Here is a 21,318-nt window from a genome sequence, read left to right on the forward strand (position 1 = left end):
TCACTCTTCACCCAGATACACGGTCCCCATGGTCTGCGCCAGATGGCAGCGGATCGCCGCGATCAGCTGCTGGGCCGGACGCGAGAAGCCGCGGTCGGCCAGGTGCAGCACGCCGTAGCGGTTGACCAGGCGCGGCGTCAGCGGCCGCGCCTCCAGGTCGCCGCGCCCGGTGCCGCCCCAGGAGAGCGCGTTGAGGATCGCCACCCCCTGCCCCATGCGCACCAGGTCGCAGATGGTGCCGGAGAGATTGGTCTCGGCGCGCAGGCGCATCGGCACGCCGGCCCGGCGGAACATCTGCTCGATGCGGTGGCGCGAGGGATAGCGCCGCGTCATGGTGATCAGCGGCACTTCGGCCAGGTCCTCGACCCCGATGGCATGCTTGGCCATCAGCGGGTGGCCCGGCGGCATCAGCACCACCGAGTGGGTCTCGATCAGCGCGATCGCCTCGATGCCCGGGTGGCTGCCCATCATGGAGGCGAAGGCCAGTTCCACCTGGTCGCGCAGCAGCCAGTCGACCATCATCTCGGTGAGGCCGGTCTCCATGGTGAGGATCAGGTGCGGCTGTTCCTTGAGGAAATCCTTCAGCAGCCGGTGCAGCACCGCCTCGTAGAGCATCGGCGTGATGCCGACGCGCAGGCGCCCGGTGCCGTGGCGGCGCACGTCCTCGGCCGAACGGCGCACGCGATCGATGCCGTCCAGCGCGTTGCCGACGTCGATGGAGAGGCGGTGCGCCTCGGGCGTCGGCGTCAGCTTGCCCTTGGCGCGGTGGAACAGCGGAAAGCCCAGTTCCTCCTCGAACTGCTTCAGCAGGCGGCTGACCGCCGGCTGGGACACGCCAAGGTAGCGTGCCGCGGCACTGACTGAACCGGCCTCCATAACTGCATGGAAAGCCTCCATCATCCGCGGCGTGGGCAGCCGGCGCTCGTCCGCAACACTTTGGGGATCGTAGCTGTACTCCATAATCTTATGTTATGGCCTCTATGACCCAAATGGCAGGAATTGCTTGCAGAAAGTCGTAAACGCGTGCCGCCGCCATTTCGCTTTGACAGCCCCTTTAGACATTCGCATTATACCCAGGAAGGCTCCGCCGTCGAGAGACGGCAAGGGCCCGCCGAGCAAAATCCGCGCGACGCTTTGGAAGACGCGGGATTGCAGGAACAGGCGCTTCAACGTCTTACGGGGAACGAACTCATGCGAAAGAGCACTCTGCTGTGCGCGGTCTCGCTGGCTGCGGTTCTGGCATCGCCGGCCGCCGCTCAGGAGCTGACCATCGGAATTGCGGCCGAACCCTCGGCCCTCGATCCGCACTACCACAACCTCGGCCCGAACAACGCCATGCGGCGGCACATTTTCGAGTCGCTGGTGCTGACCGACGAGAACCAGCGCCTGCATCCGGGCCTGGCGAGCTCCTACGAGCCGCTCGACGAGACCACCTGGCAGTTCAAGCTGCGCGAAGGCGTCACCTTCCACGACGGCTCGCCCTTCACCGCCAAGGACGTGATCTACACCGTCTGCCGTGTCCCCACCGTCGAGAACAGCCCGTCGTCCTTCACGGTCTACACCAAGGCGATCGCCGGCATGGAGGCCAAGGATCCGCACACCCTGATCATCACGACCGACGGCCCCTACCCCTTGCTGCCCAATGAACTGGCTTCCTGGGGCGTGCTCTCGGCCACCGCCAACGGCGTCACCGGCGATATCGGCTTCAGCCGCGACGGCTGCACCGGCATCGACAGCTATCCCAAGACCGAGGCCTTCAATTCCGGCGAGGCCGCCATCGGCACGGGCATGTACAAGTTCGGCGAGTATACCCGCGGCGAGAAGATCGTCTTCGAGCGCAACGAGGACTACTGGGGCGACAAGGCCGAGTGGGCCACCGTCACCTTCCGGCCGATCACGGCGGACGGTCCGCGCGTGGCCGCCTTGCTGGCCGGCGACGTCGACATGATCGACAACCCGCCGCTGCAGGACCTCGAGCGCATCAGGAGCGAGGGCTTCCAGGTTTCCCAGGGCCTCTCCAACCGCGTCATCTACTTGCACATGGACCATGAGCAGGAGCCGACCCCCGGCGTCACCGGCACCGACAAGAACCCCTTCAAGGACGTGCGGGTGCGCCAGGCGGTCTCCATGGCGATCAACCGCGACGCCATCGTGGAGCGCATCATGGGCGGCGTGGCCGTGCCGGCCGGCGAACTGCTGCCGCCGGGCATGTTCGGCTCCAGCCCCGACGCCAAGGCGACGCCCTACGATCCCGACGCCGCCAAGAAGCTGCTGGCCGAGGCGGGCTATCCCGACGGCTTCGGCCTGACCATCGGTTCGCCGAACGACCGCTACATCAACGACGCCCAGGTCACCCAGGCGGTCGCCCAGATGCTGACCCGCATCGGCATCGAGACCCAGGTGGACGCGGTCACCGCCAGCACCTTCTTCGCGCGGCGCAACAAGTTCGAGTTCTCCATGTACCTGGCGGGCTGGGGCTCGGCCACCGGCGAGATGTCCTCGCCGCTGCGCGCCCTCATCGCCACCAAGGACAAGGACAAGGGCTACGGCGGCACCAATGCCGGCCGCTACTCGAACCCGGACCTCGACGCCCTGATCGACAAGGCCCTGGCTACGGTCGACGACGACAAGCGCGAGGCGATCCTGCAGGAGGCCAGCAAGCTGGCGATGGACGACTTCGCCATCCTGCCGCTGCACTTCGAGGTGACGCCCTGGGCCTTCCGCAAGGGCATCACCTACGTGCCGCGTGCCGACCAGTACACCCTGGCCACTGGCGTGAAGCCGGCCAGCTGACGGCGTAACCTAAGCCCTGGGGGCGGAGACTCCTCTCCGCCCCCAGCGGTTTTGCCAACCGGGTTCGACGAACCGCCAACCGCGGCAGGGCACAGCCGATGCTCGTCTACCTTCTGCGCCGCCTGGGCCAGAGCCTCTTCGTCGTCGCCGCCATGGCGGTGCTGGTGTTCATCGGCGTCTACGCGATCGGCAGCCCGATCGACATCATGATCAGCCCCGATGCGGACCAGGCCGAGATGGAAGCCGCCATCGCGCGTCTTGGCCTCGACAAGCCGCTGTGGGAACAGTTCTTCATCTTCGTGAAAAACGCGCTGCAGGGCGACCTGGGGCGCAGCTTCGTCTACTCGACCGACGCTCTCTCCCTCATCCTCTCCAAGCTGCCGGCGACCCTCGAGCTCGCCTTCCTGGCCCTCCTCTTCGCCATCTTCATCGGCGTGCCGCTGGGCATGATCGCCGGCCTGAAGCCCAATTCCATCGCCGGCAAGACCATCATGGCCGGGTCGATCATGGGCTTCAGCCTGCCGAACTTCTGGCAGGGCATGATGCTGATCCTGCTCTTCGCGGTGATCTTCAAGCTGCTGCCGTCGGGCGGGCGCGGCGAAACCGTGGAGGTCTTCGGCATCGCCTTCTCCTTCCTGACGCTGGACGGCCTGTCCCACATGTTGCTGCCGGCGATCAACCTCGCCCTGTTCAAGACCTCGCTGGTGATCCGCCTGGCGCGCGCCGGCACCCGTGAGGCGTCGCTGCAGGACTACGTGAAGTTCGCGCGCGCCAAGGGGCTTTCCCAGCGCCGCATCGTGCTGGTCCACATCGCCAAGAACATCATGATCCCGGTGGTCACCATCCTCGGCCTCGAACTGGGCAGCATGATCGCCTTCGCCGTGGTCACCGAGTCGGTCTTCGCCTGGCCGGGCATGGGCAAGCTGCTGATCGATTCGATCCAGCTGCTCGACCGTCCGGTGGTGGTCGCCTACCTGATGCTGACGGTCTTCATGTTCATCATCATCAACTTCACGGTCGACATGCTCTACTGCCTGCTCGATCCGCGCGTACGGCTCTCGGAGGTGCGGGCATGACCGACACCCTGAAGGCCACCGAGACCCGCGCCGCGAGGCTGCGCCCGCACTGGCGCGCGACGCCGATGGCGCGCTTCGCCGCCGAGTTCGCCGACAGCCCGGTCGCCGTGGCGGCCCTCTTCGTCACCCTGACGCTCGGCCTCCTGGCGCTTTTTGCCAACTTCATCACGCCGCAGAATCCCTACGACCTGATGCAACTCGACATCATGGAGGGCATGCAGCCGCCGGGCAGCACCAGCTTCGACGGCACCATGACCTACCATCTCGGCACCGATCAGCAGGGCCGCGACATGCTCTCGGCCATCATCTTCGGCCTGCGCATGAGCCTCGGCGTCGGCGCCATGAGCACCGTCATCGCGCTGTCGGTCGGCATGTCGATCGGCGTGCTGGCGGCCTACTTCGGCGGCCGGGTCGATTCCATCATCATGCGCATCGTCGACCTGCAGCTCTCCTTCCCCGCGATCCTGGTGGCGCTCATCCTGCTGGCCGTGCTCGGCAAGGGCGTCGACAAGGTGATCTTCGCGCTCATCATCGTGCAGTGGGCCTACTACGCGCGCACCGTGCGCGGCACCGCCCTGGTCGAGCGCCGCAAGGAGTACATCGAGGCGGCCTCCTGCCTTGCGCTCTCGCACCGGCGCATCGTGTTCCGCCACCTGCTGCCCAACTGCCTGCCGCCGCTTATCGTGGTCGCCACCGTGCAGGTCGCCAACGCCATCGCGCTGGAGGCGACGCTCTCCTTCCTCGGCGTCGGCGTGCCGATCACCGAGCCGTCGCTCGGCCTGCTGATCGCCAACGGCTACGACTACATGCTGTCGGGCAGGTACTGGATCGCCTTCTTCCCCGGCGTCGCCCTGCTCGTCACCATCGTCGCCATCAACCTGGTCGGCGACCAGCTGCGCGACGTCTTGAATCCCAGGCTGAAGCGATGAGCGGACGCGCGCGATGACGGCCCCGACGCTTGAGGTAAAAGACCTCCAGACCCATTTCTTCACCCGGGACGGCGTGGTGAAGGCGGTGGACGGGGTCAGCTTCCGTGTCGGCGCCGGCGAGGTGCTGGGCCTGGTCGGCGAGTCGGGCAGCGGCAAGTCAATCACCGGCTTTTCCATCCTCGGCCTGGTCGACGCGCCGGGGCGCATCGCCGGCGGTGAGATCCGCTTTCAGGGCCGCGACCTGGTGCCGCTGCCCGAGAGCGAGCGCCGCAAGCTGCGCGGCTCCAAGATCGCCATGATCTTCCAGGATCCGATGATGACGCTGAACCCGGTGCTGCGCATCGACACCCAGATGACCGAGGCGGTGCTGGCGCACCGCGACGTCTCCAAGGCGCGGGCGCTGGAGATCGCGCGGGAAGCGCTGGTGAAGGTCGGCATCGCCTCGCCCGACGAGCGCCTGATGTCCTATCCGCACCAGTTCTCCGGCGGCATGCGCCAGCGCGTCGCCATCGCTATCGCCTTTTTGAACGAGCCCGAGCTCATCATCGCCGACGAGCCGACCACGGCACTGGACGTCACCATCCAGGGCCAGATCCTGCACGAGGCACAGACCCTCTGCCGCGAGACCGGCACGGCGATGATCTGGATCACCCACGACCTCGCCGTCGTCGCCGGCCTCGCCGACCACATCTGCGTCATGTACGCCGGGCGTATTGTGGAGCAGGGTCCGATCGACGCCGTGCTCGACCGACCGGCGCATCCCTATACCGTCGGCCTCATCGGCTCGGTGCCCAGCCGCAACCGGCGCGGCGGACGCCTGTTCCAGATCCCCGGCATGACACCGTCGCTCATGAACCTGCCTGAGGGTTGTCCGTTCCGCAGCCGCTGCCCGCGCGCCGACGATGCCTGCCTCGAGGAGCCGCCGGTGCAGGCGGCCTCTCATGAGCGCCTGGTGCGCTGCGTCCATCCGCACGATGAACCGCTGGAGGAGGTGCTTCGATGACCGCCCAGCCGGACATCGCAAATCTGCGGGCCGCGCCGGTGGAGCGCCGCCCGATCCTGGAAGCCCGCGACGTCAGCAAGCGCTTCGTGAAGCGCCTCGACCTCGCCGGCCGGATCGCCCGGCGCCTCGGCTCGTCGATCCGCGAGGAGACCGTGCACGCGGTGGACGGCGTGAACCTCACCGTCGGCGCCGGCGAGGTGGTGGGGCTGGTCGGCGAGTCCGGCTGCGGCAAGTCGACCTTCGGGCGCATGGTCGCCGGTATCCTGCCGCCGACCGAGGGCAGCCTCGCCTTCGACGGCAAGCCGGTGTGGCAGGGCGGCAAGGTCGCCGGCCACGACACCGCCCTCGCCATCCAGATGATCTTCCAGGACCCCTTCGCCTCGCTGGATCCGCGCATGCGCGTGGAGGAGATCATCGGCGAGGCGCCGCTGGTGCACGGCATGGTCGGACGCAAGGGTCTCGCCGATTACGTGGCCGAGACCATGCTGCGCGTCGGCCTCGACCCGGACTTCCGCCGCCGCTATCCGCACCAGTTCTCCGGCGGCCAGCGCCAGCGCATCGGCATCGCCCGCGCCCTCGCCGTGAAGCCGCGCTTCCTGGTGTGCGACGAGGCCATCGCCGCCCTGGACGTGTCCATCCAGGCGCAGGTCATCAACCTCTTCATGGACCTGCGCGCGGATCTCGACCTTACCTATCTCTTCATCAGCCACGACCTCTCGGTGGTCGAGCACATCGCCGACCGCGTCGTGATCATGTACCTCGGCCGCGTGGTTGAGGTCGCCGCCACCGAGGACATCTTCGACGCGCCCAACCATCCCTACACCCAGGCGCTGCTGTCGGAGGTGCCGCGCATCGAGCTGCGCCGCCGCCAGTACCAGCCGGTTAAGGGCGAGATCCCCTCGCCCCTCGACCCGCCGTCCGGCTGCCACTTCCATCCGCGCTGCCCGCACGCGACGGAACGCTGCCGCATCGAGCGCCCGGCCCTGAAAGAAATCGCGCCGGACCGCTGGTCCGCCTGTCACCTGAACGATTGACCATGGACCCGATGGATAGCGCCCCGCCCTTCGACGCGCATGCCTACGACTTCTTCGCGCCGCCCGGCGACGCGGTGCCGCTGCTCATCGACTCGCCGCATTCCGGGCGCGTCTATCCGGCGGACTTCGTCACCCGGGTACCGCACCTGACCTTGCAGGGCGCCGAGGACTGGATGGTCGACGACCTGGTGGGCGCCGCGCCGCAGGTGGGCGCGACGTTGCTCGCCGCGCGCTTCCCGCGCGCCTACATCGACCCCAACCGGCGTCTCGACGACGTCGATCCCGCCCTGCTCGACGGCAGCTGGCCGGAGCCGCTGAACCCCGGCCCCAAGTCGGCGCTGGGCATCGGCCTCTTCCGCCACCGCACCAACGACGGCTCACCGCTCCTGGCAGGCCCGCTGACCGTTGAAGCCCTGCATGCCCGCATCGAGCGCTGCTGGCGGCCCTATCGCCGGGCCCTCGATGACAGTCTCGACCGCCTGCACGCGCGCCACGGCGCCGTCTGGCACATCGACATGCACTCGATGAAGTCGTTCGGCACGGCGATCACTCCGGACGGCCCCGGCGCCGAGCGCCCGGACATGGTGATCGGCGACCTGGAAGGCGAGAGCTGCGATCCCGCCTTTACCGCCTTCGTCGCCGAACGCCTGAGCGCGCTCGGCTACAGCGTCTCGGTGAACAAGCCTTACAAGGGCGCCGAGATCATCCGCAGCTCCGGCCGTCCGGCGGAGAACCGCCACGCCCTGCAGATCGAGATGAAGCGCAATCTCTACATGGACGAAGCGACCGTCACCGCCAACGCCGGCTACGCGACGCTGAAAGCGGACCTCAGCCGGCTCATCGCCGACGTCGCCGCCTGGACGCGGAAAGCCAAGGCGGCTTAGCTCCCCTCACCCAGCTTCGCCTAGGCTCGGTTCCCTCGCCAAGGCTGCGCAACCCTCTCCCACGAGGGGAGAGGGAAAAGGACTGCGATCGCGATGAAGTCCCCTCTCCCCTCGTGGGAGAGGGAGGGGCCCGCAAAGCGGGAGGGTGAGGGGGATTTGGTTCTCCCTACTCCGCCGCCAGCGACGACTGCCGCCCCGGCAGCGCGCCCCGGATCACGTAGGCCAGCGTCTGCACCACCTGCTGCGGCGTTTCACAGACCGCCAGCGCCGCGCCGTCAACTTCCTTCAGCGCATGGGTCAGCGAAGGATCGTGCAGCGTGATCAGCGCCTTGCCCAGCCCCGCCGCGGTGCCGGCATCGAAGGCCGCGTTCCACTGTTTGTACTTTTCGCCGAAGCGGACCACCACGACGTCGGCCTCGCCGATCAGCGTGCGGGTGCGGATGGCGTTCATGCGCGAGCCCTTCTGGTCGCGCCAGAAAGGGTTCTCTTCCTCGCCCAGGATGACCGCGCCGCAATCGTCGCTGTCCTCGTGCACGGTGATCGGCGCATCGAGCCGCACCGGCAGACCGGCCTCGGCCACGCCCCGCGCGATCTGCTCGCGCCAGTCGGAATGGATTTCGCCGGAAAGATAGACCTTCCAGAGCCGTTCGCTCATCTCGCTGATCCTCGGTCATGGATATTGGGGGAATGTCTATCCGCAGTTCTAGCACAATGGCGCGTCCCAGGCAGCCCCTCAGGCGGCCAAATTGGTCTGAAGTGAGCGCCTGTCGGAGAACGCACGGAGCACGTCGCTTAGCGTATTTTAACCAGTTTCTCCGAATATTCGCCGACGGAGGTAACCATGCTGAGACACATGCTCGCCGGGGCCACAGCACTCACCCTGGTCATGGCCTTCGCGGCTGGTGCGTCGGCGAACCCGCAGAACAGGTTCGGCGACAACAACACCGCTGCAGCCGCTGCCATGGCACACGCCGATGCCGCTCCCGCCCATGCCAACAACGGCGCTGGCGGAGCGGCGAGCGCCTATGCGGAGTCGTTCAACGGCGACATCGAAGTCATCTCGGTTCAGCAGATGACGGCAACGGTCAACGGTGCCCCCATCGTCGCCATTGCCGGCATTGGCGGAGCGCTCAGCTCCGGCGCGACCACGGTCGCGGTAGGCGCCGGGATCTTCGGTGGCATTGCCAACGTGAACGTCGCGTCAGGCTACTTCAACAGCGCCTTGGGTGGCGTTTCCTCTACCCTGCACAGCACCGACTAGTCGGGACGGCGCGCCGCATAGCGACGACGCCGCAGGGCAGGACCGGCCTTCGCGGGGCCGGTCCTGCCGTGCCGTCAGGCGGCTGCGCGCTTGGCGTCCGCCGTGGCGTCGAGGGCCTGGCCAATGTCGGCCAGGATGTCGTCGATGTGTTCGATCCCCACCGAGAGGCGCAGGTAGCCGGGCGTCACGCCGGTGGCCAGCTGGTCCTCGGCGCTGAGCTGCTGGTGCGTCGAGCTCGCCGGATGGATCGCCAGGGTGCGCGTGTCGCCGATGTTGGCCACGTGGTAGATCATCTGCAGCGCATCGATGAAACGCGCGCCGGCCTCCGGATCGTCGGTCTTCAGCTCGAAGCCGACCAGCCCGCCGCGGCCCCCGGTCAGGTAGCGCTCGGTGCGCGCCGTGGGGTCGTCCGCGGTCATGCCCGGGTAGATCACCTTCTTCACCAGCGGATGCCGCGCCAGGTAGTCAGCGACCGCCTGGGCGTTGCGGCAGTGCTCGCGCATGCGTAAGGGAAGGGTCTCCAGGCCCTGGATGAAATTGAAGGTGTTGAACGGGCTGAGCGCCATGCCGAGGTCGCGCTGCAGGGTGCAGCGGGCCTTCACGATGTAGGCGACCGGGCCCATCTCCTTCACCGCCTGGGTCCACACCGCGCCGTGGTAGCTGGGATCCGGCTGGTTCAGCATGGGGAAGCGCTGGGCATGCTTTTCCCAGTCGAACTTTCCGCCGTCGACGATGACGCCGCCGATGGAGTTACCATGGCCGCCGATGTACTTGGTGGCCGAGTAGACGATGATGTGAGCACCGTGATCGAAGGGCCGGCAGATCACCGGCGCGGCGGTGTTGTCGAGGATCAGCGGCACGCCCAGATCCTCGCCGATGGCCGCGACTTCCGCGATCGGAAACACCTTCAGCATCGGGTTCGGCAGCGTCTCGGCGTAGTAGGCGCGGGTACGCGCGTCGGTCGCCCTGCGGAAGTTCTCCGGGTCGGTGGCGTCGACGAAACGGACTTCGATGCCCAGGGTCTTCAGGGTGTTGGCGAAGAGGTTCCAGGTGCCGCCGTAGAGGCCGGTGGCGCTGACGATGTTGTCGCCCGTACCGGCGATGTTGAGGATCGACAGCGTCGTCGCCGCCTGGCCCGAGCTGACCGCCAGCGCGGCGGCGCCGCCGTCCAGAGCGGCCATGCGCTGCTCGAAGGCATCGTTGGTCGGGTTCATCACGCGGGTATAGATGTTGCCCATCTCCTCCAGCGCGAAGAGCCGGCGGGCGTGGCCGGAGTCCGCGAACTGGTAGGAAGTCGTCTGGTAGATCGGCACGGCCACCGCAGCGGTGGTCGGGTCGGCACGGTAGCCGCTGTGCAGGACGGCGGTCTCGGGATTCTTGGTGAAATTCATGGGTCGTTCCTTGAATACGAATGAATTTTGGGAATCAGGCCGCTGCGGACGTGCGGCGAAAGACGGGCGCCCGCGCGGCGGGGCCCTCCACGGCCTCGGCCAGACGGATATGCCGCTCGATCAAGGCATTGACGGTCGCCGCGTGGGTCAGCGGCGACATGTGGCCGGCCCGGAAAATTCGGGCGGCCGTCACCGCCGGCACGGCATCGAGGATGCGGTCGGTCACCTGGCGGGCGACCGCCTGCGACTGCGCGCCGGTGATGGTCAGCAGCGGACAGCCAAGCCGTGCGACGTCGGTGACCGGCCAGCTCTCGTCCAGCACGGCTGTAAAGTTGTCGAGCACCGCGCGGGCCTGGCCGGCGAGGCGCTGGCGCTGCTCCACCGCGATGCCGTCCCAGCTGCCCGCGCCGTTCCAGAAGTCGACGAACGCGGCCATGCCGTGGGCCGGCCAGCCCGCGGCGACCGCACCGCGCAGGCGGTCGCGCACGCCGAGGATGCCGCGATAGAGCTTCAGGTCTTCCACGCCGCCGGCCAGCGGCAGCAGGTGGAAAAGCACGGGCTCGATCAGGGTCAGACTCCGCACGCGCGTGGGATGGTCGAGCGCGATGCGCAAGGCCACCGCGCCGCCGTAGGAATGGCCGACCAGGTGAAAGGCCGACGCCCCCTCGCCGAACGTGCGCAGCACCGCCGCCGCATCGGCGGCGAGGCTCGCCGGCTCGCCCCGGCGGCCGTCGCGGAACGCCGCCCGGCCGTAGCCGGGCAGGTCCGGCGCGATCACCGGTGCGATGCCGTCCAGCGCCGCGGCCAGGGACTTCCATTGGCCGCCGGTCGCCGCCGAGCTGTGCAGCGCCAGCACCGGCCGGACGGCCTGCGGCACTGTTGTCGCACCGGCCTGCCGGTCAGCGTAGCAACGATGCTTGATCCGCAGCATGAGCATGCCTCCGATTGAGAAGACGCCGGCCCACCGCATCGGCGGCCGTCAGGCCGCCGCCGCCGTGGTGCAGGCGTGGCAGATCGCCTCGATATGCCGGTGGTCGGTGCCGCAGCAGCCGCCCATCACGGTGATGGTGCCGAGCTTGCGCCTGAGGTCGCGGTACTGCCGGCCCAGTTCGGCGGGATTGCCGTCGTCCAGCTCGGTCGCCTCGTCCAGTTCCGCGTGACTGAGGCGCGAGGCGTTGGCGCGCAGGCCGCGGATGCGCTTCACCCAGCTTTCGCCGGCCGCCAGCGCGCCGTCGAAGTGATCCGGGTGGGCGCAGTTGATCATGAAGTAGGCCGGGCCGTTGCCGGTGGCGGCATCGACCGCTTCGATGGCGTCCTTCAGGGTCTCGCCGTCCGGCAGGCGTCCGTCGGTCTCCACCGTGAAGGAGATCACCACCGGCATGCCGGCTGCCTGCGCGGCGCGGGTGACGCCGATGGCTTCGGGCAGGTTGGTCATGGTGATCGCGGTGACCATGTCGGCTTCGGTCTCGGCGAAGACACCGATCTGCGTCGCGTGATAGGACTGCGCTTCTTCGGCGGTCATCACCGCGCCGGGGTTGTAGCCGTCGCCGCGCGGTCCGACGCAGCCGCTGATCACCATCGGCGCGCGCTCGGATTCGAAGATGCGGCGCAGGTCCAGCAGCAGCGCGATCGACTGCCGGTTTACCGCTGCCATGTCGTCGTCGCTGTAGCCGAGCTTGCTGCCCCAGTCGCGTGAAGCGCGCCAGGTCGGGCTCTCCAGGATGAAGCCGCAATTGTTTTCGCGCGCAATCGAGGCGTGGCTGCTGAAATAGCGGCGCAGCGCGGCCTGTCCCGCCTGGTCCTTCAGCAGATCGAAGGCAGCGAAGTAAGGCAGGTCGAGGCCGTCGTGGAAGATCAGGGTGGTCTCGATGCCACCGTCGGTCAGGAAAAGGCCGCCATTCAACTGCGGCAGGCTGTTTCGGTACTTGGCCATAAGAGTCTCCTTCAAGCGATTGCAGCTTTCAGGCGGCTGCAATGGCTGGAGACCCTAGCCGTTCACTATTTCTGCATGATGTCCCGCCGCAGAAACACTTGGCCACCGCGGGAAACACAACTGAAACCCCGCGGCAGCGGACCGCCGATCAAGCGATCTGCGTGTCTTCGCGCGCGACCACCACGAACAGGCGATCGATGTCGCCGTCGTCGTTGGAGGAGAAGGCGAACAGGCCGCGCAGGACGCGCACGAACTCGCGGTCCGGAATCGGCAGGTGGCTGACGAAGAAAAGGGGGCCCTCGCCGGAGATGACCCGCTGGAACTCGGCCAGGCGTTCGGCCGCCGCCTCGGCCGGCATGCCCTCGCCGAACAACTTCCCCTGGTAGCTGAAGCCGAACAGCTCGGTGCAGCCGGTGCCGCAGACGCTGTAGCGCCAGCGCGGAGAACCGCCGCCGGTCTCGTCCGGCTCCCGGCGCAGCAGCAGAACCCAGGGCAGTATTCCCGGATGCTCGGTCGCATCGAAGCGGCGCCACGGCACCCAGGCCGACCCGTCGGCGGCCTGCTGCCAGAAGCGAAAGAAGACCGCCGCTGGGTGGCCGGGCGGCACCTCCGCCAAGGAAATCTCACGAATCGGCATAGGACGTATGTCCCGAAATACAACCTATTATGGTATAGCATGTGAAAAAATAGGTTAACGAACAGATAAGGCCAGGGAAATCACACAAAAATCTTTCGTGCCTCTCATTACTCACGGTTGATTTGTGAATAGTGGCGCCGTCGCGGCGAAGTACAGACCAAGGCCCGGCCGCTGCCGCCGATGCCGCTGTCCAAGCGCTGGGCCCGGCGTACGGCCGGCGGTTTCCCGACCTGCAACGTGGCAATGCAGGCCTCAGCCCTTATATTGAGATGAAGAGCCTGATCCAGGGAAGCTGACAATAAGAATGAGGCCCTGCCTCTTCCATGCCGTGAATGTTGCCATGACAAAGCCGAGGGCGGGGGCCGCTTCTTGAGACGCCCGCGCACGACCGACGCCCGGGTCCGCCGGGGCGCGCGCGCTTGGCGTGACCTCCGCGCCGCGCTGCTGCTCTGCGCAGCCGTCCCGGTTCTGCCCGCCCCGGTTCTGGCCGGCCAGGCGAAGGAGTTCTTCGGCCCCGAGGAGCCGGCGGCCGCGGCCGAAAGCGAAGTCCAGGACAGCGTTCGCTACCGGGTCGAACTGGAAGGCGTCGAGGATGAGGCGCTGCTGGAGATTCTGCGGCAGTCGTCCCAGCTCGTCGCGCTGGCCGACAAGCCGCCGGCCACCACGGTGGGCCTGCGCCGCCGGGCGGAGGCCGACATCGAACGGCTGCAGACGGCGCTGCGCTCGGAAGGCTACTACGACGGCAAGATCGACCTGGAGATCGACATCCCCGACCAGTCCGGGGGCCAATCCGGCGACCCGTCTGGCGCCCAGCCTGTTGCCGAGCCGGCGGCGGTGCGCCTGCGGATCGACACCGGGCCGCGCTATCGCCTGGCCGCCTACGAGATCGGTTATACCGGCGATAGCCCGCCGCCGGCCGAAACACAGCCGGCGTTGGACACGCTCGGCATCGAACTCGGCATGGCCGCCCGCGCGCCGGTTATCGTCGCCGCCGAACAGAGCCTGGTCGGCCAGTTGCAGGAGAACGGCTATCCCATGGCTCGCGTCGCCGAACGCAAGACCTTCATCGACCGCGACAAGACCGAGATGACGGTGCGTCTTTCGGTGACCGCCGGCCCGCGCGCAACGTTCGGCCCCCTTGCCTTCAAGGGGCGGGAGGATGTCAAGGAGGACTACCTGCGGCGTGTCGCCGACTGGCCGGAAGGCGCGCTCTACGACCGCCGGGTGGTGCGCGACCTGCAGCGCCGCCTGTCGAACACCAACCTCTTTTCCACCGTCAACGCGGAAACCGCAGGCACGCCCGCCGACGACGGCAGTCTGCCGGTCACCGTGACCCTGGTGGAGCGCGAGCACAGGTCGATCGGCGCCGCGGCGGCCTATTCCACCGATATCGGCCCCAGCCTCGAGCTGTTCTGGGAACACCGCAACCTGATGGGCCGCAACGAAACGCTTCGGGCCAGCGCGACGGGATCGCCGGTCGAGCAGACGGGCGAGCTGGATTTCCGCAAGCCGGCCTTCCTCCGCAGCGACCAGGACCTGCTCGGCAACCTGAACGGCGGCCTGGAAGACACCGACGCCTACGAACGCCAGTGGGTCGATTCGCTGGTCGCGCTGGAGCGGCCGGTGCTCGACAACTGGCGCGTCTCCGCCGGCCTCTCCTTCGCCTACGAGATCATCGACGAGAACGCCGATAACGGCAAAGGCGAAGAAACCTTCCAGCTGTTCGGCCTGCCGCTGACGGCCAGCCGCGACGACACCGACGATCCACTGGATCCCACCGAGGGAACGCGCCTGCAGCTGACGCTCACGCCGTCGACCGGCGTCGGCAGCGAAAGTCTTTTCTTCCTAACCACGGTCGTGGGCGGTTCGGCCTACTATGCCATCGACGACGCCAAGCGCTTCGTCCTCGCCGGGCGCACGCGCGTCGGCTCCATCGTCGGTGAAAAGACGGAGGCCCTCCCCGCCTCCCGCCGCTTCTACGCCGGCGGCGGCGGCTCGATCCGCGGCTACGAGTACCAGCTGGTGGGCCCGCTCGACAATGATGAGGACCCCTTCGGCGGTACCTCGCTGGTCGAGGTGGGCGGCGAGCTGCGGGTGCGTGTGAGCGAAGAGATCGGCGTCGTTCCCTTCGTCGACGGCGGCACGGTCAACGACGACCCCTGGCCGAACGGCGAGGAAACCTTCCGCTGGGCCGCCGGGTTGGGCCTAAGGTATTTCACCGGCTTCGGCCCGGTGAGGTTGGACGTCGCCTTCCCCCTCAATCCGCGCGATGGGGTCGACGAGACGTTCCAGTTCTACGTGAGCTTCGGACAGGCGTTCTGAGATGCCGCGCGCGAAAGCGATCTTGAAGGGGCTGGCAATCGGCCTCGGCGGCCTTGTCGCCCTGGTGGCCGCCGCCCTCGCCGGCGGCTACGCCTGGATCAACAGCGACAGCGGGCGCGCCTGGCTGATCGCGCAGATCGAAGACGCCGCCGGCACGCCGGGCGAAATGGAACTCTCGATCGGCGCGCTGGAGGGCAGCCTGCCGCAGTCGCTCGTGGCGCGCGACATCGTGCTACGCGACGGCGAAGGCGAGTGGCTCACCATCGCGGCGCTGGCGTTCGACTGGCATCCCTGGTCGCTGCTCGAGCGCACCTTGGATATCTCAAGCCTGAAGCTGACCGACGTCGATCTCGTGCGGTTGCCGTCCACGCCGGCGGAGACGGCCACGCAAGACGACAGCGGCGACACCTCCCTCGATCTGTTGAACTTTCCCCTGAAAGTGCGCATCGGCCAGCTCGCGGCCGACGAGATCGCGCTCGGCGAACCGGTGCTCGGCCAGGCCGCCCGCTTCACCCTCTCCGGCGAAGCGGGACGCAGCGACGACGGCAGTCTCACCACGCGGCTCGACGTCGTGCGGCTGGACGGCATCGAGGGACGCCTGCTGGCACGGCTGCACTACGCACCGCAGAGCGACAGCCTTACCGCCGACGTCACCGCGGCTTCGGCGGCCGGCGGGCTGCTCGCCGCTGCACTGGACATGCCGGACCTGCCCGGTGCACAGCTGGAGATCGCCGGCAGCGGCCCGCTCGCCGACTGGAACGGCGACTTCACCTTACATCTCGGAGATGTCGCCGAAGCCCGCGCCGACATTGGGCTGCGGCGCGAGGCGAACGACGATCTCGGTTTCCGTGTGAAAGGCGGCGGCACGATCCGACCGCCCGAAGAGTCCGACCTCTGGCGCCTCGCCGCGGGACGCACGGAAATCGACCTCGCCGGCACCTGGCAACAGGCGGGACGCCTCCGCCTTGATCATCTCTCCGCGACCAACGACAACCTGCGTCTCGCCCTGCAAGGGGGCGTGACGCCGGCGAGCGGCGAACTCGACATGACTTTGTCCTTGGCGGCCGACGACGCTTCGGCGCTGGCGACGCTTGCCGGCCTCGATAGCCTTGGCGCCCTGGCCGCCGACATCGCCGTCAGCGGCACCATGAACCGGCCACAAACGACTGTCGATCTGAGCATTGAAGGCATCGCGACGCCCGACGTCGCGGCCGGCAAGGCAACGGTGACAGGTACGGCGAACGCCGAAAGCGACCTGCTCGGGGACGCACCGGTGCTGGCGCTCGATTTCTCGGGGCGCGTCGACGCGCCGCGCCTGCCGGGTCAGGATGCCGTGAACGCGGTCCTCGGCGACTCGCTGCCGGTCAAACTCGCCGGCCGTCTCGACCTGGCGCGCCTGGTGCTCGACGTCGAACGGCTCGAGGCCAGCACAGGGGCCGCGCAGCTCACCGCCAGTGGGCCGTTCGACCTGAATGACGGCAACGCGCAGCTCGACGCCAGCGCGGAAGTGGCCGACCTCGCCGCCCTGCAGCCGCTCACCGAGATCCGGCTCGGCGGCGGGCTGAGTCTGGCCGGGCCGGTGACGCTCGAAAACTTCGGCAGCCGCATTGCCGCCGACCTCACCGGCCGCTGGGCGCAGCCGTCCAGCGACATCGGCCTCATCACCGCCGTCGCCGGCCAGGATCTCGACGTCGCCACGCGCCTCGCCATCGACGGCGCCGAGGTGCGGGTGGAGCAGCTGACGGCGCGCTCTCCCACCACCGATCTGAAGGCAAGCCTCACCGTCGCCGGCAGTGAACTGCGGGACGGCCGCTACAGCCTTGCTCTCGCCGACGCCGGCGTGCTGGCCGGCGAACTGGGTGTTGCCACCGCCGGACCGGCGACGGTCGAGGGCACCCTCGCCGGTCCCTTCGACGCGCTCGCGCTTGCCGGCCAGGCCAAGCTCGCCCGCCTCAGCGTGGAGGATCAGTCCCTCACGGCGATCGATGCCGGCTATCGCCTGCGCATCAGCGGCGCCAATGTCGACGGACCGGTCGAGGTCACGCTGACCAGCCCCTACGGCCCCGCCAAAGCCTCCGCGGAGCTGCAGGTGCGCGAGGAGTCGGTCACCCTCGATGCGTTGCGCGGCAGCCTGCCGCAAACCACGGTCACCGGCGCTCTCACGGTACCGCTGGACGGCCGCCCGATCGCTGCCGACCTCCGGGGCGAATTCGCCGATCTCGCTCCCTGGCTGCAGGTCGCCGGCCTGGCCGGGGGCGGTTCCGGCAATGCGCGCCTGCAGTGGAATCAGCCAGGCACCGCCGCGCCCGTCGTAGCCAGCGCCGAGCTGTCGCACCTTCGTGTGCAGCCGGACGCCGACGCCGCGCCGCTGCGTGCCGAGCGGGTCACGCTGGCCCTCAGCGCGCAGGACCCGGCGCTCACCGAGCCTGGTCAGGTCGACATCGCCACCGAGACGCTGCGTTGGGACAGCCTCGACCTCGAGCGCCTCGATCTCGCCGCCCGCGGCAGCCTGGCGGCGCTCGACGTCACGCTGCAGGCCGACGGCAGATGGATCGAGCCGCTCAACCTCAGCGCGGAGGCCCGCGTGACGCAGCAGGCAGACACGCTCTCCGTCGCGCTCGACAAGGCAGAGGGCGAGATCTTCGGCCAGCCGCTGCGGTTGCGCGAGACGGCGACCCTCACGCTGGCCCCGGATGCCACCAGGCTGGAGAACCTGACGCTGGCCTCCGGCGACACGACGCTGCAGGCCGATGCGCTGCTCGGCGAGGGGCGCGTCGCGGTGACGGCGGCGCTCGAGGCCCTGCCGCTCGCCACCGTCGACGCCTTCTGGGACAGCGGCCTGGAGGGCAGCGTCTCCGCTCAGGTCGACTTGCAGGGCAGCTTCGCGGCGCCGCAAGGGACCGCGCGGCTGACCGCCACGGGGCTACGTCCGCGCGATGCGGGGGACACCCCGCCTCTCACCCTCGAGGCATCCGCGGACTGGCGCGACGGCCGCGTCGCCGCCACCGGCGAACTGGGCGGCGCGCAGGTCGCAAGCGCGCGCTTCACCGCCGATGCCCCGCTCGAAATGACACCGGAAGGCGGCGTTGCCGTGCCGCCCCAGGGGCCGCTTGCCGCAAGTCTGGACTGGACCGGGGATATCGCGACGCTGCTGCTGTTCGTACCCCTGCCCGAGCATCGTCTGAACGGCGACGCCAGCATCGCCGTGACCGTCGACGGCACGGTGGCGGCGCCGCGGGCGGAGGGCAGCATTGCCCTGCGGAACGGACGCTACGAGAACCTGGAAACCGGAACCATCCTGCGCGACCTCACGCTGGCGGCGGAGGCGACCGAGGAGCGCGTCACCTTGAGCGCCCTCAGCGCCAACGACGGCGCCGGCGGCACGCTGCGCGGCGAAGGCAGCCTCGCCGTCGATCCCGCGGCGCGCTTTCCCCTCGACGTCGCCATGACCTTCAACAAGTTCCACGCCGTTCGCCGCGACGATGTGACCGCCGTCACCGGCGGCACGCTGACGATCAGCGGCGATATCGACGCGCCGCAGGTCGACGGACGCTTCACCACCGAGACGGTGGAGATCAGCCTCCTGGCCAACCTGCCGCCCAACGTCGTCAGCCTCGACGTCGTCGAGGTGAGCGACGGCGAGGTCGTCGCGGCGCCGGAAGAAGCCGACGGACCGCCGCCGGTCGATCCTGTCCTCGACATCGTCATCGACATGCCCAGGCGCGTCTTCGTGCGTGGCCGCGGTCTCGATTCGGAATGGGCGGGACGGATCTCCGTCCAGGGGCCGGCATCGTCGCCGGCGGTGGGCGGCGAGCTGAACCTGGTGCGCGGCTTCCTGTCTGTCGTCGGCAAGCCCTTCGACCTGACCGACGGGAAGGTGACCCTGCCGGAAGGCGCCGACAGCGAGCCGTCGCTCGACGTTACCGCCGTGCACAAGGGCGAGGACATCACCGTTACCGCGCGCCTCAGCGGCACCCTGTCGCAGCCCAGCCTGGACCTCTCTTCGTCGCCGGAGGTGCCGCGCGACGAGATCGTCTCGCGCGTGCTGTTCAACAAGTCGGCCGCACAGCTGACCGCCGCCGAGGCGGCGCAGCTCGCCATTGCCCTGCGCGAACTGACCGGCAGCGGCGGCGGCGTCGACATCCTGGGCTTCGCGCGCCGCACCCTAGGCGTCGACGTGCTGCGCATCGAGACCGCCGATACCGGCGGGGCCGCCGTCGAGGCCGGCAAATACCTGACCGACGACGTCTATCTGGGCGTGAAGCAGGGCGCCGATCCGCAATCCACCGCGGCCGGCGTCGAGGTCGAACTGACCCCCAACATCACCGTCGAGAGCGAAGTCACCGGCAGCGGCGCCAGCAAGTCCGGCGTGCGCTTCCAGTGGGACTACTAGATCGGATCACGATCTAGCAGGCTGCTGAAAGAGGCGCTCGGCCTGCGGCCCATCCTTCGAGACGGCGCTGACGCGCCTGCCTCAGGATGAGGGCGGAGTTTGAAAAGATTGACCTCATCCTGAGGAGCGCGGCGTCGCCGCGCGTCTCGAAGGATATGCCGAAGCCGCCAAGTATTTTTCAGCAGCCTGGCATGCCCTCAGCTTTCCGCCGGCCGCTCGCGCGTCTCCACCGGGATCGGGTGGGTGACCAGCAGGTGGCGGTGCGGATAGGGAATCTCGATGCCGTGCTCCTTGAAGGCGTCCCACACCGCCAGCAGCACCTCGCCCCTGATGTTGGCGACACCGTCCTGCGGGTCGCGGATCCAGAAGCGCAGCACGAAATCCAGCGACGAGTCGCCGAAGCCGGCGAGATGGCAGACGGGCGGCGTGTCCTTGGCCACCCGTGACGGCTTGGCCGCTGCCTCGCGCGCGATGCGGCGCACTTCGTGCGGATCGCAGCTGTAGGAGACGCCGAAGGTGATCTCCATGCGCACCAGCTGGTTGGTGAAGGACCAGTTGACCACCTGCTGGGTGATCAGGTCCTCGTTCGGAATCAGGTACTCCTTGCCGTCGCGGGTGACCACGGAGACGTAGCGCGCGCCCAGCGAGGAGATCCAGCCGAAGGTGCTGCCCAGCTCGATGACGTCGCCCGGCTTGATAGACTTGTCGAGCAGCAGGATGACGCCGCTGATGAGGTTGGAGACGACCTTCTGCAGGCCGAAACCGATACCGACACCGATGGCGCCGGAGAACACCGCCAGCGCCGTCAGGTCGATGCCGACGCTATTCAGCGCCACGACGACGGCCAGGGTGATCAGCGTGATCTTCAGCAGCTTGCCGAGCAGCACCTGGACCGAAGGCGTCAGGTCACGGACGCCGCTGATGCGACGCTCCAGGAAGCGCGACAGCGTCGAGGCTGCCCACAGCAGCAAGGCCAGGGTCAGCATGCCCTTGACCACCGTCAGCAGCGAGATGCGCAGTTCGCCGAAGGTGAAGGCCAGGGAATCGAGCAACACCACCGTCGGGTCCAGCAAGTCGGTGATGTTGAGGGCGGCGAGGGTCCAGGCAGCAACGGCCACTGCCTTGGCCAGCGCCGGGTTGCGCACGAAGGTGGTGACCAGTCGAATCACCACCCAGGCCGTGAGGAGGCTGACCGCCACACTGACCAGGTAGCTGCGGCTGGGCCAGGTGCTCTGGCGCAGCACCGCAAGGGCGATCCATAGGAACACCAGGTAGAGGAAGGGCCTCAGCAGCGAGGGCAGCACCCGCACCTGCGCGGCAAAGCGCGCCGGTACGCTGGCGCGCGCGATCCAACCCTCCACCGGCGCCCGCAGCCGGCCGCCGAGCAGCATCGCCAGCCCGAAGAGCACCGCCAGCAGAACCACCTGCAGCAGGGTCCAGAAGTTGGTGACGTTCAGCAGGATCCAGTCGCCGGCAAAACGCAGGGTTTCCGCCGCCTGGTCCATATCGAAGAAGTCATCCATGCCGGCGTTCCGCGCTCCTCAAGTCGACCTTGGTCCCGCCCAGAGTAGTGCCAAGGCACCCTCCGGTGGAACCGTGTTCAAGCCCCGCACGCCGCCGGGGCAGCCCGATCGGACCCGGCAACGTCGCGATCAGGGAGAT

The 21,318-nt window shown here is 68.3% G+C and carries 16 protein-coding genes; 9 read left to right on the top strand and 7 right to left on the bottom strand.

Annotation, left to right across the window (positions count from 1 at the left end):
• Positions 1-960: a LysR family transcriptional regulator gene (locus WDC82_RS24370; RefSeq protein WP_340120047.1), complete on the bottom strand. Its 960-nt coding sequence runs from the start codon at positions 958-960 to the stop codon at positions 1-3.
• Positions 961-1,191: 231 nt separating this feature from the next.
• On the opposite strand from WDC82_RS24370, the gene WDC82_RS24375 reads away from it, so the two are divergent.
• The 6 genes from WDC82_RS24375 (at position 1,192) to WDC82_RS24400 (ending at position 7,719) form a co-directional block, all read left to right on the top strand.
• Positions 1,192-2,793: an ABC transporter substrate-binding protein gene (locus WDC82_RS24375; RefSeq protein ID WP_340120048.1), complete on the top strand. Its 1,602-nt coding sequence runs from the start codon at positions 1,192-1,194 to the stop codon at positions 2,791-2,793.
• Between the two features lie 98 nt (positions 2,794-2,891).
• Positions 2,892-3,869 (top strand): ABC transporter permease, encoded by a 978-nt coding sequence (locus WDC82_RS24380; RefSeq protein WP_340120049.1) that lies wholly within the window; start codon positions 2,892-2,894, stop codon positions 3,867-3,869.
• Positions 3,866-4,798 carry an ABC transporter permease gene (locus WDC82_RS24385; RefSeq protein WP_370661578.1) on the top strand — a complete coding sequence of 311 codons (933 nt, stop codon included), beginning with the start codon at positions 3,866-3,868 and terminating at the stop codon, positions 4,796-4,798. The genes WDC82_RS24380 and WDC82_RS24385 overlap by 4 nt, the downstream gene beginning before the upstream one ends.
• 13 nt (positions 4,799-4,811) lie before the next feature.
• Positions 4,812-5,801 carry an ABC transporter ATP-binding protein gene (locus tag WDC82_RS24390; protein ID WP_340120050.1) on the top strand — a complete coding sequence of 330 codons (990 nt, stop codon included), beginning with the start codon at positions 4,812-4,814 and terminating at the stop codon, positions 5,799-5,801.
• Positions 5,798-6,835: an oligopeptide/dipeptide ABC transporter ATP-binding protein gene (locus WDC82_RS24395; protein ID WP_340120051.1), complete on the top strand. Its 1,038-nt coding sequence runs from the start codon at positions 5,798-5,800 to the stop codon at positions 6,833-6,835. The genes WDC82_RS24390 and WDC82_RS24395 overlap by 4 nt, the downstream gene beginning before the upstream one ends.
• 2 nt (positions 6,836-6,837) lie before the next feature.
• A complete protein-coding gene (locus WDC82_RS24400) occupies positions 6,838-7,719 on the top strand; it encodes an N-formylglutamate amidohydrolase (RefSeq protein ID WP_340120052.1) in 882 nt (293 codons plus the stop codon).
• 166 nt (positions 7,720-7,885) lie between these two features.
• Here WDC82_RS24400 and WDC82_RS24405 read toward each other — a convergent pair whose 3' ends face one another.
• Positions 7,886-8,374 (bottom strand): YtoQ family protein, encoded by a 489-nt coding sequence (locus WDC82_RS24405; protein WP_340120053.1) that lies wholly within the window; start codon positions 8,372-8,374, stop codon positions 7,886-7,888.
• A 186-nt stretch (positions 8,375-8,560) separates the two neighbouring features.
• Between WDC82_RS24405 and WDC82_RS24410 the strand changes: the two genes are divergently transcribed.
• Positions 8,561-8,980, top strand: a complete 420-nt coding sequence (locus WDC82_RS24410; RefSeq protein ID WP_340120054.1) for a hypothetical protein — start codon at positions 8,561-8,563, stop codon at positions 8,978-8,980.
• Between the two features lie 74 nt (positions 8,981-9,054).
• Here the strand turns inward: WDC82_RS24410 and WDC82_RS24415 are convergent, their stop codons facing one another.
• From WDC82_RS24415 to WDC82_RS24430, 4 genes are all read right to left on the bottom strand, one after another.
• Positions 9,055-10,371: a PLP-dependent transferase gene (locus WDC82_RS24415; protein ID WP_340120055.1), complete on the bottom strand. Its 1,317-nt coding sequence runs from the start codon at positions 10,369-10,371 to the stop codon at positions 9,055-9,057.
• Positions 10,372-10,405: 34 nt separating this feature from the next.
• Entirely contained in the window at positions 10,406-11,302 is an 897-nt protein-coding gene (locus tag WDC82_RS24420; RefSeq protein WP_340120056.1) for an alpha/beta fold hydrolase, read from the bottom strand.
• Between the two features lie 48 nt (positions 11,303-11,350).
• Entirely contained in the window at positions 11,351-12,304 is a 954-nt protein-coding gene (locus WDC82_RS24425; RefSeq protein ID WP_340120057.1) for a homocysteine S-methyltransferase family protein, read from the bottom strand.
• 148 nt (positions 12,305-12,452) lie between these two features.
• Positions 12,453-12,941 carry a hypothetical protein gene (locus WDC82_RS24430; RefSeq protein ID WP_340120058.1) on the bottom strand — a complete coding sequence of 163 codons (489 nt, stop codon included), beginning with the start codon at positions 12,939-12,941 and terminating at the stop codon, positions 12,453-12,455.
• Positions 12,942-13,310: 369 nt separating this feature from the next.
• On the opposite strand from WDC82_RS24430, the gene WDC82_RS24435 reads away from it, so the two are divergent.
• Both WDC82_RS24435 and WDC82_RS24440 read left to right on the top strand, forming a co-directional pair.
• Positions 13,311-15,263 carry an autotransporter assembly complex family protein gene (locus WDC82_RS24435; protein WP_340120059.1) on the top strand — a complete coding sequence of 651 codons (1,953 nt, stop codon included), beginning with the start codon at positions 13,311-13,313 and terminating at the stop codon, positions 15,261-15,263.
• A 1-nt stretch (position 15,264) separates the two neighbouring features.
• On the top strand, positions 15,265-19,656 hold the full coding sequence (locus WDC82_RS24440; protein WP_340120060.1) for a translocation/assembly module TamB domain-containing protein: 4,392 nt from the start codon (positions 15,265-15,267) through the stop codon (positions 19,654-19,656).
• Between the two features lie 197 nt (positions 19,657-19,853).
• Here WDC82_RS24440 and WDC82_RS24445 read toward each other — a convergent pair whose 3' ends face one another.
• Positions 19,854-21,179, bottom strand: coding sequence for a mechanosensitive ion channel domain-containing protein (locus tag WDC82_RS24445; RefSeq protein ID WP_340120062.1), 1,326 nt, complete (start codon positions 21,177-21,179; stop codon positions 19,854-19,856).
• Positions 21,180-21,318: the final 139 nt, after the last annotated feature.

Origin of the sequence: Pelagibius sp. 7325 (assembly GCF_037652055.1) — a bacterium.
Taxonomy (GTDB): domain Bacteria; phylum Pseudomonadota; class Alphaproteobacteria; order Kiloniellales; family Kiloniellaceae; genus Pelagibius.

Bases quoted from the DNA above. Each gene is read 5' to 3' on its own strand.
- WDC82_RS24370 (WP_340120047.1), bottom strand. From the start codon at position 960: ATGGAGTACAGCTACGATCCCCAAAGTGTTGCGGACGAGCGCCGGCTG.
- WDC82_RS24375 (WP_340120048.1), top strand. From the start codon at position 1,192: ATGCGAAAGAGCACTCTGCTGTGCGCGGTCTCGCTGGCTGCGGTTCTG.
- WDC82_RS24380 (WP_340120049.1), top strand. From the start codon at position 2,892: ATGCTCGTCTACCTTCTGCGCCGCCTGGGCCAGAGCCTCTTCGTCGTC.
- WDC82_RS24385 (WP_370661578.1), top strand. From the start codon at position 3,866: ATGACCGACACCCTGAAGGCCACCGAGACCCGCGCCGCGAGGCTGCGC.
- WDC82_RS24390 (WP_340120050.1), top strand. From the start codon at position 4,812: ATGACGGCCCCGACGCTTGAGGTAAAAGACCTCCAGACCCATTTCTTC.
- WDC82_RS24395 (WP_340120051.1), top strand. From the start codon at position 5,798: ATGACCGCCCAGCCGGACATCGCAAATCTGCGGGCCGCGCCGGTGGAG.
- WDC82_RS24400 (WP_340120052.1), top strand. From the start codon at position 6,838: ATGGACCCGATGGATAGCGCCCCGCCCTTCGACGCGCATGCCTACGAC.
- WDC82_RS24405 (WP_340120053.1), bottom strand. From the start codon at position 8,374: ATGAGCGAACGGCTCTGGAAGGTCTATCTTTCCGGCGAAATCCATTCC.
- WDC82_RS24410 (WP_340120054.1), top strand. From the start codon at position 8,561: ATGCTGAGACACATGCTCGCCGGGGCCACAGCACTCACCCTGGTCATG.
- WDC82_RS24415 (WP_340120055.1), bottom strand. From the start codon at position 10,371: ATGAATTTCACCAAGAATCCCGAGACCGCCGTCCTGCACAGCGGCTAC.
- WDC82_RS24420 (WP_340120056.1), bottom strand. From the start codon at position 11,302: ATGCTGCGGATCAAGCATCGTTGCTACGCTGACCGGCAGGCCGGTGCG.
- WDC82_RS24425 (WP_340120057.1), bottom strand. From the start codon at position 12,304: ATGGCCAAGTACCGAAACAGCCTGCCGCAGTTGAATGGCGGCCTTTTC.
- WDC82_RS24430 (WP_340120058.1), bottom strand. From the start codon at position 12,941: ATGCCGATTCGTGAGATTTCCTTGGCGGAGGTGCCGCCCGGCCACCCA.
- WDC82_RS24440 (WP_340120060.1), top strand. From the start codon at position 15,265: ATGCCGCGCGCGAAAGCGATCTTGAAGGGGCTGGCAATCGGCCTCGGC.
- WDC82_RS24445 (WP_340120062.1), bottom strand. From the start codon at position 21,179: ATGGATGACTTCTTCGATATGGACCAGGCGGCGGAAACCCTGCGTTTT.